Here is a 24,106-nt window from a genome sequence, read left to right as displayed (position 1 = left end):
GGACGCCTCATAGCTTTTTATTATGCATTTTTAAGTTCATCCATTCGCTCTACAAGTGATAAAAATACTCTCGGGCCATTCAGTAAGCCGTGTTCGTCCATATCAAACTTTGGATGATGATGCGGAAAGTCCGCTTGTATTGCACTATTTTTGACACCGACATTAAAGTAAGTGCCAGGCCTATTCTGTAAAAAGTATGCAAAATCTTCTCCGCCGAGTGTGCGATTCATTTTCACGACGTTCTTTATGCCGTTCGTTTCCTCTGCAACAGATTGCAGCCATAGAGTTTCTCTTTCGCTATTAATAAGTGCAGGGTATCCATGCGTATACTTAAAGTCTACGTGGACATTGAAACTTTGCTCTATCCCTTTTGAAATTTCATTGAGTCTTTCAATGATGATTGCTTTAATATCTTCTTTGTAGCTTCTCACCGTTCCAGTCAGCTTTACGCTATCTGCGATGACATTAAAGGCATCACCACCTTTGAATTCTCCTATCGTGACTACACCTGTTTCAATAGGATCGACATTACGTGAAACGATGGTTTGAAATTGTGAGATAAGGTGACTTGTTGCGATGATCGCATCGTGTGTTACATGCGGTGTAGCACCATGGCCACCTTTCCCCTGGACGGTAATATTAATATCATCTGCAATACCATACGCTGGACCTGTTATAAATCCTACATTTCCGGTATCCATAGCACTTGAAGTATGTGCACCGAATACGTAATCAACATCAGTTAATACGCCGGCTTCAATCATCGATATTGCGCCTCCAGGTAATACCTCTTCAGCATGCTGAAAACATACGATGACATTACCTTTAATTTCTGATTCATGCTTTTTTAATATTTTAGAAGTAATAAGCAGCATCGCAGTGTGACCGTCATGCCCACATGCATGCATTACACCTGGAACACTCGAGCGGTAAGGAACATCTTTTTGGTCTTGTATTGATAATGCATCAATATCCGCACGTAGTAGTACTGTCGGTCCTTCAGCATTGCCTGAGATTTTCCCAAACAAACCATGTCCACCTACATTTGTAGTGACTGGAATATCGAGCTTTGTTAAATAATCTGCAATAAATGCAGCTGTATTTGATTCATGAAATGATAGTTCTGGATTCATATGCAAGTATCTTCTAATATCAATCAGTTCTTCTTTGTATTGAATAACTTCATCTGCCCACTGCATTACTTTACCCCCTTATTAAAAAAGTCTTCAGTAGCTTGCAGAAATACTTTAACAGCATTCAGCATACCTTTCTCATCAATATCAAACTTCGGATGATGGTGTGGGAAGTCTGCTTTAAAATGTGCATTACGCGTACCGGTATAAAAGAATGAACCAGGAACACGTTGTAAATAATATGAAAAATCTTCTCCACCGAGTGATGGTTTTAATTCAACGAGCTCAGTTATATCTTCAATTTTTCTTGCGGCATTTACGATTAAGTCTGTTTCATTCGTACTGTTAACAACAGGAGGATAGCCTTTACTATATTTTAAATCGTATGAAATGCCCATAGTAGTTACGAGACCTTCTAAACATTTTTTTAGTTCTTTAATCATTAAGTTTTGTGTTTCGGCATCGAATGTACGAATCGTACCAGCGATTTTAGCACTATCAGGGATGACATTATTCTGATCTCCGGCTTCAAGTTGTGTTACAGAGAGTACGGCAGGCGTCGTTGCACTCGTTTTACGTGAAACAATGTATTGTAAATCATTGCATAGTCGAATTGTTGCCGCAACAGGGTCTATCGTTGTATCTGGATGTGCAGCATGTCCGCCTTTTCCTTTAATCGTAATCCAGAAATCATCAGGAATGCCAGTAGCTGTCCCGTATTTATATCCTACTTTTCCGACATCAAGATCACTTGATACATGTTGCCCGATGATTGCATCAACACCGCGCAGACAATTGTCTGCTATCATCTGTATCGCACCACCTGGATCTACTTCTTCGGCATGTTGATGAATAAAAACTAAATTTCCGTTCAATTTATCGAAATTATTGGCGAGTATTTTCGCTGTAATTATTAATACTGCTGTATGTGCATCGTGACCACAAGCATGCATAACACCGGGAATTTGTGATTTATAAGGGGCGTCCTTTTCATCCTGTATCGGAAGCGCATCAAAATCAGCACGAATTGCGAGTGTAGGAAGTGCGCTATCTTTAATGAGGCGTCCGACAACACCTCTACCACCGACGTTGCGTTCAACTTCTATTCCGAGTGATTCCAGATATGCAGCGATATATTCAGGTGTTTTTTCTTCCTGGAATGAGAGTTCCGGATACATGTGTAAGTGCCTTCTAATGGCAACGAGTTCATCATAATATTGGTTGACCTGGGTAATCATACACATGCTCCTCCTTTAATATATATAGAAACATTTTTACAGCATCTATCATTGCCTGTTCGTCAAAGTCAAACAATGGATGATGGTGTGGTGCAGTAATGCCTTTAGATGTTTTCCCGGCAGCAGTTAAGAAAAATGCACCTGGTTTATGCTGGATGTAATATGAGAAATCTTCTCCAATCATCAATTGCTCTGTTTCTTTAAATGGAATACCTGCTTGTTCAGCAGCTCGATCGATTACATCTACTGCCTCTGATTCGTTAATAACTGCAGGATACCCGTCGATATAATCAAATATACATGTTGCACCTTTAGCGGCAGTAATACCTTTAACTTCTCTATCCATAGCATCTTTAATCATTTGCTTCACTTCAGGATTAAATGTACGGACAGTTCCGGTACAGTAAGCACTATCACTTATAATGTTAAATGTATCACCAGCAACAACTTTCCCAACTGTTAGTACTGCCTGCTCAGTAGGTGCGACATTACGTGAAATAATGGTCTGTAAATTAATAATCAGTTCAGCCATAACAACGATTGCATCAATCGTTGATTCCGGACTGGCACCGTGACCACCTTTTCCTTGAACAGTAATATGAAAAGTATCCGGACATGCCATTAAAGCACCTTTTCTGGAATATACTGCACCTTGTTCATATGGAGACCATAAGTGGTTACCATATACTTTATCTACGCCAGTGAGTGCACCATCACTTACCATATCACGTGCACCACCAGGAGCTACTTCTTCAGCGAACTGAAAAATTAATGTAACAGTCCCATTAATCGATTGATAAGTTTTGTTTAATAATCTCGCAACCGAAAGTAGTATTGAAGTATGACCGTCATGTCCACAAGCATGCATAACACCATCATTCTGAGATTTATACGGCACATCTTTTTGATCTTGAATCGGTAGTGCATCGAAGTCAGCACGAAATGCAATGGATGGTCCATTCCCATTAGAAATTTTCGCAACGATACCTTTTCCACCGACATGTTCGCGAATAGTAAAATGAGATAATTTACATAAAGCTTCTAATATATAAGCATATGTCTTTTCCTCATGAAAGCTTACTTCAGGATGCTGATGAAGATATCTTCGGACATTTATCATTTCATTAAAATCATCTGTTACTAGTTGTTCGATGTTCATGGCACCACTCCTCTATAAAATTATAATATTACTATCTTATCAAAAATATTAGAAAATTTAAACTTCGTTACAATATACGAATATACATATTGTTCAATAGAACAAATTTTATGCATGTGTTATGATAAAATTGAAATAATGAAAAAGGGGTGTCATTTTATGACTAAAGTTTTACAATCATTTTTAACAGAACGTTTAGATGAATTAAAGAACAATGGTTTATACAATGAAATTAACGTTGTTGAAGGACCGAACGGTGCGAAAATTAAAATCGATGGTAAAGAGCTTATTAACTTATCATCAAATAACTATCTTGGTTTAGCAACGCATGAACGCTTAAAGAAAGTTGCGAAAGAAGCAGTAGATTCTCATGGTGTTGGTGCAGGAGCAGTACGTACAATTAACGGTACTTTAGACTTACACGTACAATTAGAAGAAAAATTAGCAGAATTTAAAGGAACTGAAGCTGCAATTGCATATCAATCAGGTTTTAACTGTAATATGGCAGCAATTAGTGCAGTAATGGATAAAAATGATGCAATTCTTTCAGATGAATTAAACCATGCATCAATTATCGATGGATGCCGTTTATCTAAAGCTAAAATTATTCGTGTAAAACACTCTGATATGGAAGATTTACGCGCGAAAGCGAAAGAAGCTGTTGAATCAGGTCTTTACAATAAAGTAATGTATATTACTGACGGTGTATTCTCAATGGATGGAGACGTTGCAAAACTACCTGAAATCGTTGAAATTGCTGAAGAGTTTGGCTTAATCACATACGTAGATGACGCACATGGATCAGGTGTAATGGGTAAAGGTGCAGGAACAGTGAAGCACTTCGGTTTACAAGATAAAATTGACTTCCAGATTGGAACTTTATCTAAAGCAATCGGTGTCGTTGGTGGATATGTAGCTGGATCTAAAGATTTAATCGACTGGTTAAAAGTTGCATCACGTCCATTCTTATTCTCAACATCATTAGCACCTGCTGATACGCGTGCAATTACTGAAGCGGTAACATTGCTTATGGAATCTACAGAACTACATGATAAATTATGGGAGAATGGCGATTACTTAAAAGCTGGTTTAGAGAAATTAGGTTTTGATATCGGACATTCAGAAACACCAATCACGCCATGTATTATTGGTGATGAAAAGACAACTCAGGAATTCTCTAAACGTTTAATGGAAGAAGGCGTTTATGCGAAATCTATCGTGTTCCCAACTGTACCACGTGGAACAGGACGTGTACGCAATATGCCGACTGCAGCGCATACGAAAGAAATGCTTGATGAAGCATTAGCAATTTATGAGCGTGTAGGAAAAGAATTAAATATTATTAAATAATGCATGATGTGTTGTTGAACACCTGATAAGTGATGTTATATATACTTATCAGGTGTTATTTCATTTGTTAAGTTTTTTGAAATTTTGAACTGTTTACTACTGGTGGACATGTAAGCGATTTTAATATAGAATGGATATGTAAATTAAATAAATATTAAACAAATGTCCATTCGATATGTACAAATGTGCAAAGGAGATAATAATAATGAAAAGAATTATGATCACAGGTGCTTTAGGCCAAATCGGTACAGAATTAACATTAAAATTAAGAGAAATTTACGGTGTTGAAAATGTATTAGCGACGGATTTACGTCGTCCGGAAGAAGGCGCAAAAGTATTAGAAGGACCATTCGAAGAATTAGATGTAACAGATGCAGAGCGTATGGATCAATTAGCTGGAGAATTCAAAGCGGATACAATTATGCATATGGCAGCTTTACTGTCAGCAACTGCTGAGAAAAATCCTGTATTTGCATGGAACTTAAATATGGGAGGCTTACTGAATGCATTAGAAGTTGCACGTAAATATAACATGCAATTCTTTACACCTTCATCAATCGGAGCATTCGGACCTAACACACCAGCAGATAATACACCACAAGTAACAATTCAGCGTCCTACGACAATGTACGGTGTTAACAAAGTATCTGGTGAATTATTATGTGATTACTACTTCCACCGTTTCGGAGTAGATACGCGTGGTGTACGTTTCCCTGGACTTATTTCACACGTTAAAGAACCAGGTGGCGGTACAACTGACTATGCGGTAGAAATTTACTTCAAAGCGATTCGCGAAGGAAAGTATACTTCATACATTAATAAAGGTACATTCATGGATATGATGTTCATGGACGATGCAATTGATGCGATCATCAAGTTAATGGAAGCTCCGGCAGAAAACTTAATTGACCGCAATGCATTTAACGTTACTGCAATGAGTGTAGATCCTGAAATGATTGCAGCAAGTATTCGTAAAGTAATGCCTGAATTTGAGCTTGATTACGATGTAGACCCTGTACGTGAAGGTATCGCACAAAGCTGGCCGAACTCTATTGATGCTTCTGAAGCTAAGAAGCAGTGGGGCTTTAATCCTAAGTTTGATTTAGATACGATGACAAAAGAAATGTTAGAAGCAATTAAATTAAAAGAGAATAAGTAAATATTTCGACCTTGATGTACTGACTGTACATCAAGGTTTTATTTATTTTATACTATAAAATTTAAAAGTAATAGTAAGTGAAGGTGTTTTAATTCACAAAAAATTAGAATTTTCTAAAAACTTATTGAAAATTAAAAAGAGAGTTGTTATACTAATGGACATTAAAAATTATTTGAAAGGATGAAGGAAATGGTTGCAAAGTTTGAAGTGGTAGAACGAAATGAGCTAAAACAAAAACCGGATCAGGATAATTTAAGTTTCGGTATTCACTTTACGGATTACATGTTTGCTATGGACTATTCTGAAGAATTTGGATGGCATAATAAGAAAATTGTACCTTATGAAGATATTCCCATGAGTCCGGCATCGCAAGTACTGCATTATGGTCAGGCAGTATTTGAAGGGTTAAAAGCATATAAAACGGCTGCAGGCGCCCAGTTATTTCGTCCGGATGAAAATTTTAAACGTATGAATAAGTCATGTGAGCGACTGGAGATGCCACAACTGGATGTTGAAGAAGCAGTTCAGGCACTTAAGCAATTGATTTCTATCGAACAAGACTGGATTCCAACAGGTGAGGGACAATCGCTATATATTCGACCGATTATGTATGCAAATGAACCATATTTAGGTGTACGACCTGCAACAAGCTATAAATTCTTAATTATTCTGACGCCTGTTGGTGCTTATTACGGTAAAGGTCACTTAACACCAATTAAAATATTTGTTGAAGATGAATATGTGCGTGCTGTACGTGGAGGTGTAGGTTTTGCAAAGGCTGCCGGAAATTATGCAGCGAGTTTGATTGCTCAGTCGAGAGCCGAGAAGCTTGGTTATAATCAAGTGCTGTGGCTGGATGGTGTAGAACAGTCATATATTGAAGAAGTGGGAAGTATGAATATTTTCTTTGTATTTGGTAATAAGCTTGTTACACCACAATTAAATGGCAGTATACTTCCAGGTATTACGCGTAAGTCGATTCTGCAACTTGCGGCACATTTAGGATACGAAGTGGAAGAGCGTAGAATTCAAATCGATGAAGTTGTATCTGCTGCAAAAGGTGGTAGTTTAACTGAAGTGTTCGGCGCAGGAACAGCAGTAGTAATTTCTCCGGTAGGTGAAATTAAATATAAAGATGAAGTAGTAACAATTGGGTCAGGAAACACAGGTGAAGTAACTCAAAAACTATATGATGCTTACACAAGTATTCAGAATGGTACTTCTGAAGATCCGTTTGGATGGTGCTTGTCAGTATAATATGTAATTTCATATCAAAAAGTAAAAACATCTCACAAAATTTGTGAGATGCTTTATTATTGGGGTATAGAATATTAAACGATTAAAGGAGATTATGATGACGAAACTGATTGTATTTGATAAAGATGGGACGTTAATGGAACTGGGTAGTATATTTGTGAAACTGGCGGATGATGTAATTAATGAATTTTCCTCAAGAACGAATATTCACGTACCGAAGTCGGAAATTAAAGATGCATTTAATATAATAGACGAGAAGATTGATATGTTTACAGCATCCAGTAGTGCGAGAAAGATTGTTGAGAAGTTATCGCTTCTTCCGAATGGTGATAATATTAGTCAGTTTGTCTCAAAAAAATTAGAAAGTATGCATACTGAAAATGAAGCGTCTAAAATTGAAATCATTCATGGTGTTAAAGAAACGCTGGAACAATTAAAGTCAGAAGGATATCATCTTGCAATCGTGTCAGCAGATGACACAGAGTCAATGGACTTATTCTTAAATAAGTTTAATATAAAAGAAGTTTTCGATAAAGTTGTTACAAGTGACAATTCTAAGTATCATAAGCCACAAAAAGAACTACTGGAAGAAGTGATGCAGGCATTAAATTGTGCGCCAGAAGAAACGATAATGGTTGGAGATACTGAAATTGATGTCATGCTCGGACGCAATGCTGGTGTACATAAAGTTATCAGTGTGTTAAGTGGGTCAGGTGATAGTCAGGATTTACAAAATGCAGATGTAATATTAAATAGCGTAGCGGATTTACAGGATATTATATAAAAAAAGTCACCATCTCTGGTGACTTTTTGTTATCGTTTATGCATTGAACGGTGTGTATGGATGACTTTTGCAATTTTCTCGATTACAGGGTCTAATGAATCGATGTTATCATACACATCATATTCATTAATATTAATACGTATTACAGGACATGCATTAAAGTTTTCAATCCATTCGACATATCTTGCATATAGTGCACGCCAGTAAGTTTCATCTGTTTCAATCTCCATCTGGCGACCACGTTCTGCAATACGTTTAATGACATCTTCATAATCACTTTCAAGGAAGATTAAGCAGTCGGGTTGTGGAAAATACGGTGTCATCACCATCGCTTCATATAATTGGTAGTACGTTTCGAAATCTTCTTTCGTCATCGTACCGCCTTCTTCATGCATCTTAGCGAATATATCAACGTCTTCGTATATCGAACGGTCTTGTATGAATCCACCACCATACTCAAATATACGTTTTTGTTCTTTGAAACGTTCTGCTAAGAAATAAATTTGAAGGTGGAAACTCCAGCGATCAAAGTCATTATAAAACTTTTCTAAATATGGATTGTTATCTACTTTTTCAAATGATGTTCTAAAGTTAAGCTTCTCAGCTAGTGCTTTCGTTAAGGAACTTTTGCCGACGCCGACTGTTCCTGCAATTGTTATTATTGCATCGTTTGGTATTGTATACATATTTATGCTCCTATCATTTCCTTAATTTGCTTCACGATTTTTGTATAGTCTTCTTCGTTTTGAACGAAATCAATATCGCTCGTATTGATAAGTATCGTATTATGATCATCTTTCATTGATTCATATACACGATGATAATCTTCTGTAAGTTTAATTAAGTAATCGTCTTCAATATAAGATTCGAAGTCTCTGTTACGTAATTGAATACGATGTTTTAATACTTCTAAATCTGCAGTCAGAAATACGGTGATGTCTGGTGTACGAACTTCACGTGTTAATATATCGTAAATCTCTTCAAACATTTTGTATTCTTTTTGATTTAGAGTATTGTTCGCAAATACTTTATTCTTTAATATATGATAATCACTAATGACGGAAGCTTCTTCTGATAAATCCGTCAATACTTTATACCTATTACATAGAAAGAACATCTCCGTCTGGAAGCTCCATTTAGAAATATCTTCATAGAAATCTGACAGAAAAGGATTCTCTTCTACAATTTCATAGATGGGTGCTAAGTTTAATGTATCAGCGAGTTTCTTTGTTAATGAACTTTTACCGACACCAATCGGTCCTTCAATCGCTATAAATAAAGGTGTCATAATTCTCTCCTCAAATGTTAAAATAAAATAGTATTTGTATTGTACCATAAAAAGAGTGGGGCTGATGAAGAAATGAACCATGAAACCTATATGCGGATGGCCATTGAAGAAGCGAAAAAAGCATATGCTGTTGATGAAGTGCCGATTGGTGCAGTCGTTGTAAGACATGGCGCAGTTATCGGAAGAGGACATAACTTAAGAGAATCTGACCAGAATCCATTAATGCACGCAGAAGTTGTAGCGATTAATGAAGCGAGTAAGACAATCGGATCATGGCGATTAGAAGACTGTATATTATATGTCACACTTGAACCATGTGTGATGTGCAGCGGCGCGATTGTGATGAGTCGCATTCCTACTGTAGTTTATGGTGCGCATGATTCTAAAGGAGGTTGTAGCGGTTCTTTAATGAATTTACTACAGGAATCGAGATTCAACCATCAGGCAACGATAATAAATGGTGTTCTGCATGATGAATGCAGTCAGTTGCTGAAAGACTTTTTTAAAGCACTTAGAAAAAAGAAATCACTCGAAAAGATTAATAAACTTAATGATAGTCTTTCTTAGAATAATTGTAATGGATTTGTTACACTGTAAGTATTAAGAGTAGGAGATGAAACGATGGTTAAATTAATCGCGACAGATATGGATGGTACATTACTAAACAGTGCGCATGAAGTTTCTGAGGAAAATATTAAAGCAATTCAGTATGCGCAGTCAAAGGGTGTTACAGTTGCAATAGCGACAGGACGTGCATTCTATGAAGCGAATACACCTGTGAAACCAACAGGATTAAAGGTGCCATTCATATGTTTAAACGGTGCTGAAGTACGTGATGAGGATTTTAATATTATTTATACTTCGAAGCTTAATAATGAACAGATTAAACGCATTACAAATATATTAAAGCAGCATGATCTATATTATCAAGTGTATACGAGTGCGAGAATTTATACAGAAGATAAAGAGAAGGATCTGCAGATCTATATCGACATTGCAGAGAAGATGGGGCATACACCAGACGTTGAGAAGATTCGCAGATCAATTCAGAAACGTATTGATAATGGTTCGTTGAAAGAAGTACAAAATTACGATGAAATTTATGAGCGTGACGGTGAGATTGTGCTGAAGTTTTTAGCGTTCTCTAGTGATCTGGATAAAATCGATGCAGCGAAAGAGGCGCTTGCATCATACAACAGTCTGGCAGTATCATCATCATCACGTGGAAATATCGAAATTACACATAATGATGCTCAAAAGGGTATAGCGCTTCAGGCAATTTGTGAGCAGCTTAATATTACGATGGATGAAGTAATGGCGATAGGAGATAACTTAAACGATGTATCGATGCTTGAGCGTGTGAAGTATTCGTTTGCGATGTCTAATGGAGCAGAAGAAGTAAAACAAGTTGCAAAATTCATTGCAGGTGATAACGAAGAAAGTGGTGTGGGACGCGCAATTATGCAAGTGATGAACGGAGAAATTGAATAATAGAATAAAGCAGGATGCAATTGCATCCTGCTTTATTTTATCGTTTGTATTATTTTTGCTGGAACACCTGCAACGACGACATTGTCCGGTACGTCTTTCGTTACGACTGCGCCACTTGCAATGACGACGTTATTACCGATCGTTATACCTGGGTTAATGATTGCCCGACCACCGATCCAGCAATTATGTCCAATCGTAACAGGAAATGCAAATTCCTTACTGCTATTACGTGCTACGGGGTTTGTAGGATGGGTCGCGGTATAAATGTGAACGCCAGGTGCGATCATACAATTATCACCAATTGTGACACGTGCAACATCCAATATCGTTAAATCATAATTCGAGTAAAAATTCTCACCTACATGAATGTTATAACCATAATCAACTTTCAAATCTGATTCTACATGAATCGTGTTACCTGTCGTGCCAAATATTTGTTTAATAAGTGCAGTACGAACCTCAATTTCACTTTCAGGTGTATTGTTATATTTTCTGAATAATAGTCTAGCATTTATACGATCCTGTACTAATGTTGCATCTGAAGGATCGTATAAATCTCCTTGTAACATTTTTTCTTTTTCAGTTTTCATTACTTTTGATATGTTAATCGTGCAAATGCATCATGCTGGTGAATAGACTCTTCATTGCGGCACTCAATTGTAAACCCTTTAATGAAATCCAGTTCAACTAAGTCTGCTGCGATTAAACGCAGTAAGTCTTCAACAAATCGCGGATTTTCATATGCGCGTTCTGTAACAGCTTTTTCATCTGTACGTTTTAAAATAGGGTATAGCATACTGCTCGCATTTACTTCCATCGCTTCTAACATTAGTTCCTTGAAGTTTTCCGGTAGCATCATCTCTGGTTCAAAGTCTGCTTTAACCGTAACAATACCGCGCTGGTTATGCGCTGAATATTCGCTGATTTCTTTAGAACAAGGGCAAAGCGTTGTTACCATTGCCGTCAATGTTAATGACTTCTGGATTGCTTTATCACCTTCAACAGTTAAGCTGAACATTGTATCGGCATGGCCGACAGCACGTAAGTTTGTTACAGGACTGAAGCGGTCAAAGAACCACTTTGCTTCAACATCAACTGTTGCATTTTTCTGGTGCATTACTGTTTGTAATGTGATGAGCACGTCTCTTAAAGTTTTGAAGTCAAGCGGTAGCCCGTTATCATAATGACGCTCCACAGACTCTAATATACGACTCATGTTAATACCTTTTTCGTCTTTTGATAAATGTGTTGAAAGACTGAAGGTACCAGCTGTCTGATAACCATCTAAACGAACTGGATATGTTAAATTTTTAATACCTACATGATCGATTTCGAACAAGAAGTTTTTCTTTGAACTTTGTAAATCAGTCATTTGTTCTTTAACTGTAGGTTTCGTACCTTTAATTGGGTCAACAGAACCAAAGTGTTTCCATCGACCTTCACGTGTATTTAAATTATATTGTTCCATATGCATACTCCTAAAATTATACTTCGTATTGATAGAATCGTTCAGACTTCAGCCACATATCTTTTGCAGCTTCTGCCTGCTGTGTATCTGCAGCTAAACTTTCCAGCATTGGCCCTGTTTGTGAAGCATGAGCTTCCAGTACTTTAAGTTTACGTGCCTCGTAACCAGTAATATCGTTTACGACATTTGGTTCACCTAAGTCTTCTAAACTGTCATGACTGAATGCAACAAGGTGAAGTTTCGGTTTGTTATCTAACTGTCTCACCGCTTCAATGACCGCACTTGCTGTAGCTTCATGATCTGGATGAACAGAGTAACCAGGGTAGAATGAAATAATAAGTGAAGGATTTAATTCATCAATCAACTCCGTCACCATCTTCACTAAATCTTCCTGTAATTCAAATTCTAACGTCTTGTCTCGGTAACCCATCTTGCGTAAGTCAGTAATACCCATTGCAGCACATGCGGCTTCCAATTCTTTCTCTCGGATTTTTGGTAATGACTCACGTGTTGCAAATGGAGGATTACCTAAGTTTCGTCCCATCTGACCTAATGTCAGACAAGCATAAGTAACAGGTGTTCCATTATCGATATGTTTCATAATTGTACCTGATACACCAAATGCTTCATCGTCAGGGTGAGGGAAAATCATCAATACTTGTCTTTCTTGTTCCATATTATACACCCCTATACTTCAAACGGCTTTTCGCTAATTTGTAATGCTGCAGCGAGTTGCCCCTGATAATTTAATCCTGCCATTAAGAAACGACCTTGTGCATCGATTTCGAAATGTGTCAAACCTTGTACATATATCCATCCGTTATTCAGCTTAAGGCCAACACGGTATGGTTCTTTGTTTCCACCTGTAATGATGCCTTGTATGTAACTGACTTGAATATTTCTTAAAAACGTACCGGCATTGAATACTTTCTCGTCAAAATGACTGGCATAAGCACCATTTGTCGTTTCAACGTGTAAATAGACAGGTTTGTTCTGATATTGATTTAACAAGTTTTGTACTTGTTGTTGTTCGATTAATTCCATACACATTGCTCCTCAAAGTTTATACTACATTATTTTACTAGAAATAGATGAAAAATTATACCTTTACGCTTAAATAAAAAAATGCCGACATCGTTGTCGGCATGGGATGTAATTAAACTTCTTCAGTTGCGACGTCAATCTTCTCTACATGGTTATATGCACCGTGTTGTACAGGACCTACAAAGTCATTCATCTTCCAGCCATGTTTAATTGCTGAAGCAACGAATCCTTTTGCAGCGATAACTGCTTCACGTGGAGATTTACCAAGTGCTAAGTTTGCAGTTGTAGCAGCTGCAAATGTACAGCCGGCACCATGGTTATATGATGATTGGAATTTATCAGTTGTCAGTAACGTAAATGTCTCACCATCATAATATAAGTCTAAAGCTTTATCTGATTCTAAAGCTTTACCACCTTTAATCACAACGTGTTTCGCACCACGATTATGAATTGTTTCAGCTGCGCGCTTCATATCTTCAATAGAAGTTAATTTACCAAGACCTGATAACTGACCTGCTTCAAATAAATTTGGTGTTACAACTGTTGCAAGTGGTAACAAATGTTTGATCATTGCATCAGTATTTCCCGGGTTAAGTACTTCATCTTCACCTTTACATACCATTACAGGGTCTACAACGAAATATTGAGCGTTAGAATCCTGAAATGCTTTTGCAGCGCGTTCAATAATCTCTTCCGTTCCTAACATACCTGTTTTAATCGCATCAGGTCCGATTGATAATGCAGTTTTAATTTGTTTATCTAATAATTCGATTGGTAGCGGAGTAACATCGTGACCCCAAGTTTCAGGGTCCATCGCAACGACAGCAGTTAGTGCGACCATACCATATGTGTTATATTCCTGGAATGTTTTTAAGTCTGCCTGCATACCAGCTCCTGCACTTGTATCTGATCCGGCAATTGTTAATATTTTCTTTAAGCTCATTTTCATTTCCCCTATTCTTTTTTGTTTGTTAATATCATATCATGAATGTGTTTAATTCAAAATAATATGTTTATAATATATAAGGGTGAAATATATGAATTGGGAACAAATCTTTCATGAAATTAAACAAAAATATAATTATAGTACAATGGATGAATTCCTTGAGAATGAATATGCAACGAAGACGATATATCCAGCGCGCGAAAACATTTACAATGCCTTTAAATTTACACCGTTTGAAGCGGTGAAAGTCGTTATCATCGGACAAGATCCATATCATGGACCGAACCAGGCGCATGGGTTAGCATTTTCTGTATTGGATGGGGAGAAATTGCCGCCATCCCTTCGAAATATGTATCAGGAATTAGAAAGTGACCTGGGGATAAAGCGACAAACAGGAGAATTAACAGGTTGGGCATATGAAGGTGTGTTATTATTAAATAATGTATTAACTGTGCGTGCACATGAAGCACATTCGCATAAAGGTATCGGGTGGGAGCAGTTTACGACGGAGATTGTTAAAGCGATTGCGCAATACAAAGAAAATGTAGTCTTTATACTGTGGGGGAAACCAGCACAGAAACTTATGCCGTTAATCGATACTTCTAAACATAAAGTGATAAAAAGTGTGCACCCGAGTCCGCTCAGTGCATATCGAGGTTTCTTTGGTTCAAAACCATATAGTGAAACGAATGCGTATTTAGTAGAACATAATAAAGCACCTATTGACTGGGGAAGGGAGGATAAACAGTGAACGATAGACTCATCCAGAAGTTAACACAGGAAATTGAAGCGTTAAAGCGTGCGACGACACACGCAGAATATAACAAACATCTCTATGCGATTGAGATGATGGCAAATATCGGTCAGAGTAAAGTTGTTCATACTGCACCATCTTATTCGCAGGCAGAAGAATCACCTACAGGTCCGCATGCGGGTATAACGACAGAAGAACTTAAGATGATGGGGGCAAAAGTTGTGTCCAGCGAGCAGAAGATTAAAACTGATGATGGATTCGGAAATGGTGATTCAATCTTTGATTTTTAAGGTTACAATATAAAGGGATAAAAAATAAATAATCAGGAGGAAACGACATTGAAATTATTTTTAATTATAGGTGCAATTAACGCAATGTTAGCAGTAGCACTTGGAGCATTTGGCGCACATGGTCTGGAAGGTAAGTTATCTGAGAAGTACATGGATATATGGGATAAAGCGACGACGTATCAGATGTATCACGCGTTAGGGATTATTGCAATTGCAATATTAAGCGGTACGACGAAGATGAATTTAAATACAGCTGGATGGTTAATGACGTTTGGAATTGTGTTTTTCAGTGGTTCCCTTTACGTATTAGCTTTAACACAAATTAAAGTGCTAGGTGCGATTACACCAATTGGTGGCGTGTTATTTATTGCAGCATGGGTAATGTTAATGATTGCAGCAATTAAATATTAAAAAATAAGCCTTTGTCGATAAAGACAAAGGCTTATTTTTTAATATTTTGTTGTTGTGAGCGTTTCTCTAACTGACGCTTGATGATTGGAATTAAAATTGGACTTAATCTAACTAATAATTGAATAAATCGTTTCATTATTTAGCCTCATTTCTGTAATGTATTATTAGTTATATAACCATTATAGAAAGGTTTAAACATGTTTTTTATGCAGCATAAAGTAAAAAGGTATACCGATAACGACAAATAGTACGCCAAGCATTGAGCCTACAAAGTCACTCATTAATGTGCTGATAATGATAAATAACCCGCCACCCATCGCAACGATAGGAACGATTGGATATAACGGAACTGAATAATCACGCTTTTGTCCTTTGTTCTGTTTACGTAAAATGAATAAACCGATGAAGCTTGCGATATAGAATATATAAATGACAAATATACATACTTCTGATAAGTAATCAGCGTTTACGATATCTGGAATGACGATTGTAAGTAATAATAAGATCATACTGATTACATATACTGCGATCATCGCACCAATCGGTGTTTTAAATCTAGGGCTAACGTGACTGATAAACTTTGCAAACGGTAGTAAGCTATCGTCAGCCATCGCAAATGGAATACGTGGGAATGTCATAATCTTACCGTTTAAACAACCGAATATTGAAATAATGACACCGATATTAACGATTTTAGAGCCGATGTCACCGAATAAAATCTTCGCAGCCTCAGCTGAAGACGTGTTACCAAGGCCGACTAAAGTTTCAGCAGGAATCACTTTAAATACTGCAACGTTAATTAATACATACGCAAGTGTAACAACGCTCAGTCCTACTAACATCGCAAGCGGTAAGTTACGCTTTGCGTTTTTCATTTCACCGGTTAAATTTGTGAGGAGAATCCATCCGTCATAGGCGAATAGCGTCGCTAATACTGCACGCCCGAAATTAATTTCCTCTTTGTTCACGATTAAGTTTGTTACATTGTGTCCGAATACGCCTTCTTTTCCCCATAGTAACCCGAATATAATAATTGCGAATACAGGAATAAGTTTACAAATTGTTGTGAATGTCTGCATTGCACCACCGGCATTCGTACCTAATATGTTAAGTACAACAAGGAAAGTAAATGCAGCGATACCGATCCATATACCTAAGCCAGCATTAATTCCGAAGAAGTTCGTTACGAGAATACCGAAGAATAATGATAATGACGCAATAATTGCCGGACCATAAATAACAGTTTGCATCCATCCCGTCAAAAATCCCCAGAAAGGACCGTATATATCACGAATATATGCATACAATCCACCTGTTTTAGGAATTTGCGCGCCGACTTCAGCAATTGTAAGACCTGCTGCCAGTGTTAATATACCACCAACAATCCAAGCCCAGATTGCAAGGTCGCTTGTACCAGCATGATTCAGTACGACAGAAGGTTTTACGAATACGCCTGAACCGATAATTGTTCCGATAACGATTGTTATCGCAGTCCAGAAACCGATTGTCTTTTGTAGTGCTTGTTCGCCTTGATGATTCATAGTACCACCTCTATATTCTTTTTTTCAATATATCATGAAATCACCATATAAAGAATAGGATTTAGAGAATACAAATAAAAAAAGTATTATTTTAAAATACATGTTGATTTATTTCAAAGATTTGTTAATATTGTAATTGAGAATATTTCTCATTGATAATCATTTTCACTGAGAGACGGGAGCTTTTGTATCATGAAAATACTGTACACTGCGTTATTACTGCTAGTGTTATCATTATGTTCAATGTTTATTGGCGTTGTTGATTTAACGCCTTCTAACTTACTGAACTTAGATGAGAATCAAAAGAATATATTACTGAACAGTCGATTACCGAGAACGTTCGCCATTATATTGGCCGGTGTCGCATTAAGTGTGGCGGGATTACTAATGCAACAACTTACACGTAATAAGTTCGTTTCTCCGACCACTGCCGGAACGATGGACTTTGCGAAGTTCGGTGTACTTATTGCAATGATTTTCTTTGCGCAGGCACCGCTATTGCTTAAATTATCATTCAGTATCGTTTCAGCAATTATCGGTACGATGATGTTTATGTGGATCGTTAACCGCATTAAGTTTAAAGATGCCATATTTATACCACTCGTAGGTCTTATGCTGGGGAATATCGTTTCAAGTTTAGCGACATTTATGGCGTTAAGATTTAACGCAGTGCAGAATATTTCAAACTTCTTTGTCGGAGATTTCTCTATGATTACAAAAGGACGATATGAAGTATTATTCGTTATTATCCCGATGGTAATATTAATCTATTTGTTTGCACATCACTTTACAATCGTCGGAATGGGCGAGTCGTTCAGTAAAAACCTCGGTATATCTTATGCAAAGATGATGAATTTAGGTGTCATCATATCAGCAATCGTTTCAGCGACAGTCGTTGTAACAGTCGGAGTATTACCGTTTCTTGGGTTAATCATTCCGAATATCGTAGGTCTGTTTGTCGGTGATCATATGAATAAAGCACTGCCATATACGGCATTGTTTGGTGCAATACTCGTAATGGTAGCAGATATATTCAGCCGTTTAATCATATTCCCATATGAAATCCCGATCGGCCTTACACTTGGTATCGTTGGAAGCATCATCTTTATGGCGATTCTCCTGAAAAGGAGGAAGTCATATGTCTAATCAAATGAAAAAAACAACAGCACTTATTATCGTCATGCTACTGCTTATGACAGGTTTTGTTATGATTCAGCTGAACTTTGCGATTCTGGATTATGTATTACCGTCCAGATTACGTAAACTTGCGGGAATTCTACTCGTCGGTGCAGCAATCGGTGTATCATCACTCGTATTCCAGTCTATTACTGAGAATCATTTATTGACACCTTCAGTTATCGGCTTAGATGCAGTGTACTTATTTATCCAGACAATCATTATCTTCATGTTCGGAAAGATGGGAGAAGTCGTGTTTAATGTTTACACAAACTTCTTCGTATCAGTAATACTAATGATTGCGTTTACGTTAGGATTATTTAATCTTGTGTTCAAGAAGAATACGTCCGTATACTTTGTACTGCTGTTCGGTATCGTGATGGGGACATGTTTCTCAAGTTTATCCAGCTTTATGCATATGGTGATGAATCCGGATGACTTCCTGTTGTTACAAGATAAATTATTTGCGAGCTTTAATACGGTAAATGAGAAGCTATTAATTATCAGTTGTGCACTTATCATCATATTACTGATATATATTTATAAGAAATCATATGAGTTAGATGTGTTAAGTCTCGGGAAGACCCATGCAATCAATCTTGGTGTCAACGTCGACAAGCTTACACGTAATATGCTGCTTGTCATTGCAATACTGGTTAGCATCTCAACAGCGCTGGTTGGACCGATTACGTTTTTAGGTATTATCGTATGTAACGTAACATATCAGCTCATGCAGACGTTCAAACACCAATATTTAATCATTTCTGTAATTGCAGTATCCGCAATTACATTGTTACTTGGCCAGATGATCAATCAATATTTCTTCGATGGCACGACAGAGATTACGATACTTATCAACTTTATCGGAGGAATTTACTTCATATACTTATTATTCAAGGAGGGCGCTCATGATTAAAGTTAACAATCTTTATAAGAACATCGGCAATAAGACAATCTTAAAAGACGTCTCAACCGAAATAAAAAAAGGCGCAATTACAGCGATTATCGGACCGAATGGAGCAGGTAAGAGTACATTGTTATCCGCTATTACGAGACTGTCAGATTTTGATAAAGGGACGGTACAGTTAAACGACACAGAAATCAGCAAAATGAAAAGCGACGATATTGCAATGCAGCTTGCAGTATTGAAACAAAGCAACCATACGAATTTAAAGATAACAGTACGTGACCTTGTGAACTTCGGAAGATTCCCGTATTCAAAAGGACGTCTTACGAAAGAAGACGAACGCATCGTTAATGAAGCAATCGACTATTTAGAACTGAAAGCATTTGAAACAAGATTTCTTGATGAACTATCAGGTGGACAAAGACAACGCGCATATATCGCAATGACACTTGCGCAAGATACAGATTATATCTTCCTTGATGAGCCACTAAATAATCTTGATATGAAGCACTCTGTACAAATGATGCAGCTATTACGACGTTTAGTACGCGAAAAAGGAAAAACAATTGTCATCGTCATTCATGATATCAACTTTGCATCTTGCTATGCAGACTATATCATCGCACTCAAAGATGGAGAAGTATTACTGGACGGCACGAAAAATGAATGTATTACAACAGAAAACTTAAAGACTGTATATGATATGGATATTAATATCGAATGCATATTCGGACAGCAAATTTGTGTGTACTTTGACGATGAAAGTATGACAGTAGATGAGTTTATAGAAGAAGTTCAGGCAGTATAAACTTTAGCCATTGAAAGGAGTGTTGCCGGGTCATTAATACTATTGGGCAGCGATAAAACGGGGAAAATACTTAACACTAAGGAGACTGGAAAATGAAACGTATTATTGGATTAATTATCACATTATCATTAATTTTAGTATTAGCAGCATGTGGAGGAACGAAAGATTCTTCTAAAACAGACGACAACAAATCAGGTGGTTCAGACGATAAAGCCGAAACAGTAAAAATCGATAATAAATATAAGTTAATGGGTGAAAAAGAAGACGGTAGTGACGCGAAAGATGTATCTGAAACTGTTGAAGTAACGAAAAACCCGAAAAACGTTGCAGTATTTGATTACGGAACACTTACAACATTAAAAGAAATTGGTGCGGATGAAAATGTTAAAGGTATGCCAAAAGGTGAAGGAAACCGTAGCTTACCTGAATTCTTAAAAGACTATAAAGATGACAAATATGTAAACTTAGGTAGCTTAAAAGAACCAAACTTTGAAAAATTAGCTGAAATGCAACCGGACTTAATTTTAATCTCAGCACGTCAGGCAAATCAGAAAGTAATGGATGAAATGAAAAAAGCAGCACCGAAAGCACAAATTGTATACGTTGGTGCGGATGATAAAAACTATATCGACAGCATTAAAGTGAATACTGAAAATATCGGAAAAATCTTTGGTAAAGAGAAAGAAACTGAAAAGCTTGTTGCTGACTTAGATAAAAAAATCGAAGAAGTTAAAGTGATGACTGAGAAATCAGATAAAAAAGGATTATTCGTGTTAGCGAATGAAGGTGAACTTTCTGTATTTGGTAAAGGTGGACGTTTCGGATTTATGCATGATGTATTAGGTGTGAAAGAAACGGATGAAAACATTACAACGAAAGGTCACGGACAAGTGATTAACTTCGAATATATCAATAAGAAAAATCCGGATATAATCTTTGCGATGGACCGTGGTGTAGCTGTAGGTGGTAAGTCTTCAGCTGAACAAGCGTTATCAAATGATGTTATTAAAAACGTTAATGCAATTAAAGATAATAAAATTGTAGAAGTAGATCCATACTTATGGTACTTCTCAAGCGGTGGCGCTGTAACGACTGTAAAACAAATTGAAGAAGTAGAAAAAGCTTATAAATAAATTAATAAATAAAAAACAGCGTCTGCAGATTATTCCTCTGCGGACGCTGTTTTCTTATAATGCAAATAAATCTTGAAGGTCATTCACTGTAAGGATGTTTCCTACGTAGAATCCACCGAATTCACCGTAACGTGCTGATACTTCGTCAAATCTCATTTCGTATACAAGTTTCTTAAATTGTAATACGTCGTCTGAGAATAGTGTAACGCCCCATTCAAAGTCATCGAATCCTACTGATCCAGTGATGAATTGTTTAACGATACCTGCGTATCCACGGCCGATCATACCGTGTGAGCGCATAAGTCCTTTACGGTGATCCATATCTAACATGTACCAGTTGTCTTCACCTTGACGGCGTTTATCCATTGGATAGAAACATACATATTCAGAACGTGGTAATTCTGGATATAGCCTTGCTTTAATATGTGGGTTCTCATATGGATCTTCGTCAGAGTCACCTGCTAAGTAGTTGCTTAACTCGATTACTGAAACGTATGAATATGTAGGGATTAAGAAATCTCTGATTGCAAGTTTATTGAATTTGTTTTCTAGTGCTGTTAAGTCTTTCATTTCAGGGCGTAATAACCAAAGCATTAAGTCAGCTTTTTGTCCTGTAATGTTGTATAACGCGTATGAACCTTCTTTTGCAACGTGGTTATCTTCTAAAGTGTTGATAAACGCTTTAAATTCTTCAACCATTGCAGTTCTTTCGCTTTGTTCTAAAATTTTAAGACTGGTAAAATCAATTGCATAGAATAGATGTAAGCTATACCATCCATCTAACGTCTTTGCTGCTTCATTCATTATCCATCTCTCCTTAAATTTAATCATGTTTATTCTAACATATATAATGGTATAAGTAATTTTTTATAATCTACAAATTGATGACGTGAAAAATAATGCAATTAGGTTTATAATAGGTACGGAAATAATTTAATTCATTCGGGAGGCTATTATGGCTAATTTATTAGAAGTATTAAACGAGAAACTTTCAGGAAAGAATGTGAAGATTGTACTACCTGAAGGTAACGATGAGAGAGTATTACAAGCTGCAGTTGAGTTACATAAAGGTGATAAAGTTGCACCGATCGTTCTAGGTGATAAAGCTGAAATCGAAGCGCTTGCGGCTAAGTTAGGTGTTGCGATTGATGGTATAGAAATAATGGACCCGGCTACGAGCGAATTACGTGAAGACTTAATTGCGAAGTTTGTAGAGCGCCGTAAAGGTAAAGCGACAGAAGAACAAGCAACTGAAATGTTAAAGGATTCAAACTATTTCGGTACGATGTTAGTATATGCTGGTCATGCTGCGGGATTAGTATCAGGTGCAGCGCATTCTACAGCGGATACTGTTCGTCCTGCATTACAAATTATTAAGACGAAGCCAGGCGTATCTCGTACATCAGGTGTATTCTTCATGATGCGTGGAGAAGAACAGTACGTTATGGGTGACTGTGCAATTAACCCTCAATTAGATTCACAGGCATTAGCTGAGATTGCGATTGAGTCAGCGAAAACTGCGAAACAATTCGGTATGGAACCAAAAGTTGCAATGTTAAGCTTCTCAACGAAAGGTTCAGCAAAAACACCTGAAACTGAGAAAGTAACAGAAGCAACGAAATTAGCACAGGAGAAATTAGCTTCAGAAAGCGATTTACAAGGTGTCGTAATTGATGGTGAATTCCAGTTTGATGCAGCGTTTGTTCCTTCAGTTGCAGCGAAAAAAGCACCTGAGTCTCCAATTCAAGGTGATGCAAATGTGTTCGTATTCCCTTCTTTAGAAGCGGGTAATATCGGTTACAAAATTGCACAACGTTTAGGTGGATTCGATGCAGTTGGACCAATCTTACAAGGATTAAATGCACCAGTAAATGATTTATCACGCGGATGTTCTACTGAAGATGTAGTATCATTATCAATCATTACTGCAGCACAATCACTATAATGACAGGTTCCATTTTCGAAGGAAAATGGCAATATGTTGATCATACGACAGGACTGCAGCCGATGCAGTCCTTTAGTTTTGATGATATGTACTGTCATTTAGTTGGTCAAGGTAATGATTCTGTATTGAGAACATGGGTACATAATCATGTCGTTATACTAGGTATTCATGATGCGAGGTTACCTTATTTAGCAGAAGGGATAGAATACTTAAACAATAAGGGATATGGCGCCATTGTGCGTAATTCCGGTGGATTAGGTGTTGTGCTTGATGCAGGTGTGCTGAACATTTCTCTTATATTTGAAGGGGATATCAGCTTCTCAATCGATGCAGGTTATGAATATATGTATGAACTTGTGCAGGAGATGTTTGCGTCGTACGGTAAACGTATTGAAGCGAAAGAAATTACGCGCTCGTATTGTCCGGGGAGCTATGACTTAAGCATTGATGGCAAGAAGTTTGCAGGTATATCGCAACGTCGTGTTAAAGGTGGGATTGCGGTTCAGATTTATTTATGCATTGAAGGCAGTGGCGCCGGTCGTGCGGAACTGATGCGCGAATTTTATAATATCGCACTTCGTGGAGAGGAGACGAAGTTTCATTACCCGGATATTGATCCATCGTGCATGGCAAGTCTTGAAGAATTGCTTGAGACAGAACTATCTGTTGAAGAAGTGCTGTTTAAATTATTGTTCGCGATGAAAGCGCTAGGTGCGACACTTTCAAATAATGAGATGACAAACGACATGTGGACATTGTATAATATATATTTCGAGCGCATGATTGAACGTAATAGTAAATTGAAGATAAATCAGGAAGGGTGA

General features: G+C 37.2%; 27 protein-coding genes. 15 read left to right on the top strand and 12 right to left on the bottom strand.

Going from position 1 to position 24,106, the window contains the following annotated elements:
* Positions 1–20 precede the first annotated feature (20 nt).
* Genes LAU42_RS11090 through LAU42_RS11080 form a run of 3 tightly spaced genes read right to left on the bottom strand, consistent with a single transcriptional unit; the run spans position 21 to position 3,530 of the window.
* Positions 21–1,199 carry a M20 metallopeptidase family protein gene (locus tag LAU42_RS11090; protein WP_224183606.1) on the bottom strand — a complete coding sequence of 393 codons (1,179 nt, stop codon included), beginning with the start codon at positions 1,197–1,199 and terminating at the stop codon, positions 21–23.
* Complete coding sequence (locus LAU42_RS11085) at positions 1,199–2,377, bottom strand: amidohydrolase (RefSeq protein WP_224183605.1); 1,179 nt, start codon at positions 2,375–2,377, stop codon at positions 1,199–1,201. Before LAU42_RS11085 ends, LAU42_RS11090 begins: the two co-directional genes overlap by 1 nt.
* On the bottom strand, positions 2,343–3,530 hold the full coding sequence (locus LAU42_RS11080; RefSeq protein ID WP_224183604.1) for an amidohydrolase: 1,188 nt from the start codon (positions 3,528–3,530) through the stop codon (positions 2,343–2,345). Before LAU42_RS11080 ends, LAU42_RS11085 begins: the two co-directional genes overlap by 35 nt.
* Positions 3,531–3,689: 159 nt before the next feature.
* Here LAU42_RS11080 and LAU42_RS11075 point away from each other — a divergent pair, with 159 nt between their 5' ends.
* The 4 genes from LAU42_RS11075 (at position 3,690) to LAU42_RS11060 (ending at position 8,080) form a co-directional block, all read left to right on the top strand.
* Positions 3,690–4,880, top strand: coding sequence for a glycine C-acetyltransferase (locus LAU42_RS11075; protein ID WP_224183603.1), 1,191 nt, complete (start codon positions 3,690–3,692; stop codon positions 4,878–4,880).
* Positions 4,881–5,085: 205 nt separating this feature from the next.
* Positions 5,086–6,039: an L-threonine 3-dehydrogenase gene (locus tag LAU42_RS11070; protein WP_224183602.1), complete on the top strand. Its 954-nt coding sequence runs from the start codon at positions 5,086–5,088 to the stop codon at positions 6,037–6,039.
* Positions 6,040–6,228: 189 nt separating this feature from the next.
* Complete coding sequence (locus tag LAU42_RS11065) at positions 6,229–7,296, top strand: branched-chain amino acid aminotransferase (RefSeq protein WP_224183601.1); 1,068 nt, start codon at positions 6,229–6,231, stop codon at positions 7,294–7,296.
* Positions 7,297–7,393: 97 nt separating this feature from the next.
* Entirely contained in the window at positions 7,394–8,080 is a 687-nt protein-coding gene (locus LAU42_RS11060) for an HAD family hydrolase (protein ID WP_224183600.1), read from the top strand.
* A gap of 29 nt (positions 8,081–8,109) precedes the next feature.
* On the opposite strand, the gene LAU42_RS11055 is transcribed toward LAU42_RS11060, so the two are convergent.
* Both LAU42_RS11055 and LAU42_RS11050 read right to left on the bottom strand, forming a co-directional pair.
* Complete coding sequence (locus tag LAU42_RS11055) at positions 8,110–8,772, bottom strand: deoxynucleoside kinase (RefSeq protein WP_224184807.1); 663 nt, start codon at positions 8,770–8,772, stop codon at positions 8,110–8,112.
* Positions 8,769–9,368: a deoxynucleoside kinase gene (locus LAU42_RS11050; RefSeq protein WP_224183599.1), complete on the bottom strand. Its 600-nt coding sequence runs from the start codon at positions 9,366–9,368 to the stop codon at positions 8,769–8,771. Before LAU42_RS11050 ends, LAU42_RS11055 begins: the two co-directional genes overlap by 4 nt.
* A 72-nt stretch (positions 9,369–9,440) precedes the next feature.
* Between LAU42_RS11050 and tadA the strand changes: the two genes are divergently transcribed.
* Both tadA and LAU42_RS11040 read left to right on the top strand, forming a co-directional pair.
* Positions 9,441–9,935: a tRNA adenosine(34) deaminase TadA gene (gene tadA / locus LAU42_RS11045; protein ID WP_224183598.1), complete on the top strand. Its 495-nt coding sequence runs from the start codon at positions 9,441–9,443 to the stop codon at positions 9,933–9,935.
* 54 nt (positions 9,936–9,989) lie between these two features.
* Positions 9,990–10,859 (top strand): HAD family hydrolase, encoded by an 870-nt coding sequence (locus tag LAU42_RS11040; protein ID WP_224183597.1) that lies wholly within the window; start codon positions 9,990–9,992, stop codon positions 10,857–10,859.
* Between the two features lie 32 nt (positions 10,860–10,891).
* Here the strand turns inward: LAU42_RS11040 and LAU42_RS11035 are convergent, their stop codons facing one another.
* The 5 genes from LAU42_RS11035 to thiD all read right to left on the bottom strand — a co-directional run bounded on the left by LAU42_RS11035 (position 10,892) and on the right by thiD (position 14,314).
* Positions 10,892–11,449 (bottom strand): sugar O-acetyltransferase, encoded by a 558-nt coding sequence (locus LAU42_RS11035; protein WP_224183596.1) that lies wholly within the window; start codon positions 11,447–11,449, stop codon positions 10,892–10,894.
* Positions 11,449–12,327: a GTP cyclohydrolase FolE2 gene (gene folE2, locus LAU42_RS11030; protein ID WP_224183595.1), complete on the bottom strand. Its 879-nt coding sequence runs from the start codon at positions 12,325–12,327 to the stop codon at positions 11,449–11,451. The genes LAU42_RS11035 and folE2 overlap by 1 nt, the downstream gene beginning before the upstream one ends.
* A 16-nt stretch (positions 12,328–12,343) precedes the next feature.
* Positions 12,344–13,003, bottom strand: a complete 660-nt coding sequence (bshB2, locus tag LAU42_RS11025; RefSeq protein ID WP_224183594.1) for a bacillithiol biosynthesis deacetylase BshB2 — start codon at positions 13,001–13,003, stop codon at positions 12,344–12,346.
* Positions 13,004–13,014: 11 nt separating this feature from the next.
* Positions 13,015–13,371, bottom strand: coding sequence for a YojF family protein (locus LAU42_RS11020; protein ID WP_224183593.1), 357 nt, complete (start codon positions 13,369–13,371; stop codon positions 13,015–13,017).
* 112 nt (positions 13,372–13,483) lie between these two features.
* Positions 13,484–14,314: a bifunctional hydroxymethylpyrimidine kinase/phosphomethylpyrimidine kinase gene (gene thiD / locus LAU42_RS11015; RefSeq protein ID WP_224183592.1), complete on the bottom strand. Its 831-nt coding sequence runs from the start codon at positions 14,312–14,314 to the stop codon at positions 13,484–13,486.
* Between the two features lie 94 nt (positions 14,315–14,408).
* Here thiD and LAU42_RS11010 point away from each other — a divergent pair, with 94 nt between their 5' ends.
* From LAU42_RS11010 to LAU42_RS11000, 3 genes are read left to right on the top strand one after another with little or no spacing between them, the layout of a single operon-like run.
* Entirely contained in the window at positions 14,409–15,068 is a 660-nt protein-coding gene (locus LAU42_RS11010; RefSeq protein WP_224183591.1) for a uracil-DNA glycosylase, read from the top strand.
* Positions 15,065–15,361, top strand: a complete 297-nt coding sequence (locus LAU42_RS11005; RefSeq protein ID WP_224183590.1) for a DUF5327 family protein — start codon at positions 15,065–15,067, stop codon at positions 15,359–15,361. The genes LAU42_RS11010 and LAU42_RS11005 overlap by 4 nt, the downstream gene beginning before the upstream one ends.
* 48 nt (positions 15,362–15,409) lie before the next feature.
* The gene (locus LAU42_RS11000) at positions 15,410–15,772 is read left to right on the top strand and encodes a DUF423 domain-containing protein (RefSeq protein WP_224183589.1); all 363 of its coding nucleotides are present in this window, start codon (positions 15,410–15,412) and stop codon (positions 15,770–15,772) included.
* Positions 15,773–15,963: 191 nt separating this feature from the next.
* Here LAU42_RS11000 and LAU42_RS10995 read toward each other — a convergent pair whose 3' ends face one another.
* Positions 15,964–17,313, bottom strand: a complete 1,350-nt coding sequence (locus LAU42_RS10995) for an APC family permease (RefSeq protein ID WP_224183588.1) — start codon at positions 17,311–17,313, stop codon at positions 15,964–15,966.
* Between the two features lie 192 nt (positions 17,314–17,505).
* Between LAU42_RS10995 and LAU42_RS10990 the strand changes: the two genes are divergently transcribed.
* The 4 genes from LAU42_RS10990 (at position 17,506) to LAU42_RS10975 (ending at position 21,337) form a co-directional block, all read left to right on the top strand.
* Positions 17,506–18,459: an ABC transporter permease gene (locus LAU42_RS10990; protein ID WP_224183587.1), complete on the top strand. Its 954-nt coding sequence runs from the start codon at positions 17,506–17,508 to the stop codon at positions 18,457–18,459.
* Entirely contained in the window at positions 18,452–19,405 is a 954-nt protein-coding gene (locus LAU42_RS10985) for an iron chelate uptake ABC transporter family permease subunit (protein WP_224183586.1), read from the top strand. The genes LAU42_RS10990 and LAU42_RS10985 overlap by 8 nt, the downstream gene beginning before the upstream one ends.
* Positions 19,398–20,204, top strand: coding sequence for an iron ABC transporter ATP-binding protein (locus LAU42_RS10980; RefSeq protein WP_120785946.1), 807 nt, complete (start codon positions 19,398–19,400; stop codon positions 20,202–20,204). The genes LAU42_RS10985 and LAU42_RS10980 overlap by 8 nt, the downstream gene beginning before the upstream one ends.
* A 92-nt stretch (positions 20,205–20,296) precedes the next feature.
* Positions 20,297–21,337, top strand: coding sequence for a ferrated catecholamine ABC transporter substrate-binding lipoprotein SstD (locus LAU42_RS10975; RefSeq protein ID WP_224183585.1), 1,041 nt, complete (start codon positions 20,297–20,299; stop codon positions 21,335–21,337).
* A 54-nt stretch (positions 21,338–21,391) separates the two neighbouring features.
* Here the strand turns inward: LAU42_RS10975 and hemQ are convergent, their stop codons facing one another.
* Positions 21,392–22,141 carry a hydrogen peroxide-dependent heme synthase gene (gene hemQ / locus LAU42_RS10970; protein ID WP_224183584.1) on the bottom strand — a complete coding sequence of 250 codons (750 nt, stop codon included), beginning with the start codon at positions 22,139–22,141 and terminating at the stop codon, positions 21,392–21,394.
* A gap of 151 nt (positions 22,142–22,292) precedes the next feature.
* Between hemQ and pta the strand changes: the two genes are divergently transcribed.
* Together pta and LAU42_RS10960 are read left to right on the top strand one after the other, a co-directional pair.
* Positions 22,293–23,282, top strand: a complete 990-nt coding sequence (gene pta / locus LAU42_RS10965) for a phosphate acetyltransferase (protein WP_224183583.1) — start codon at positions 22,293–22,295, stop codon at positions 23,280–23,282.
* Complete coding sequence (locus LAU42_RS10960) at positions 23,282–24,106, top strand: lipoate--protein ligase family protein (protein ID WP_224183582.1); 825 nt, start codon at positions 23,282–23,284, stop codon at positions 24,104–24,106. The genes pta and LAU42_RS10960 overlap by 1 nt, the downstream gene beginning before the upstream one ends.

It is taken from the genome of Macrococcus armenti (assembly GCF_020097135.1).
GTDB classification, from domain to species: Bacteria; Bacillota; Bacilli; order Staphylococcales; family Staphylococcaceae; genus Macrococcoides; species Macrococcoides armenti.
Note: the sequence above shows the minus strand (reverse complement) of the source record. Positions and strands in the feature narration are given on the sequence as shown.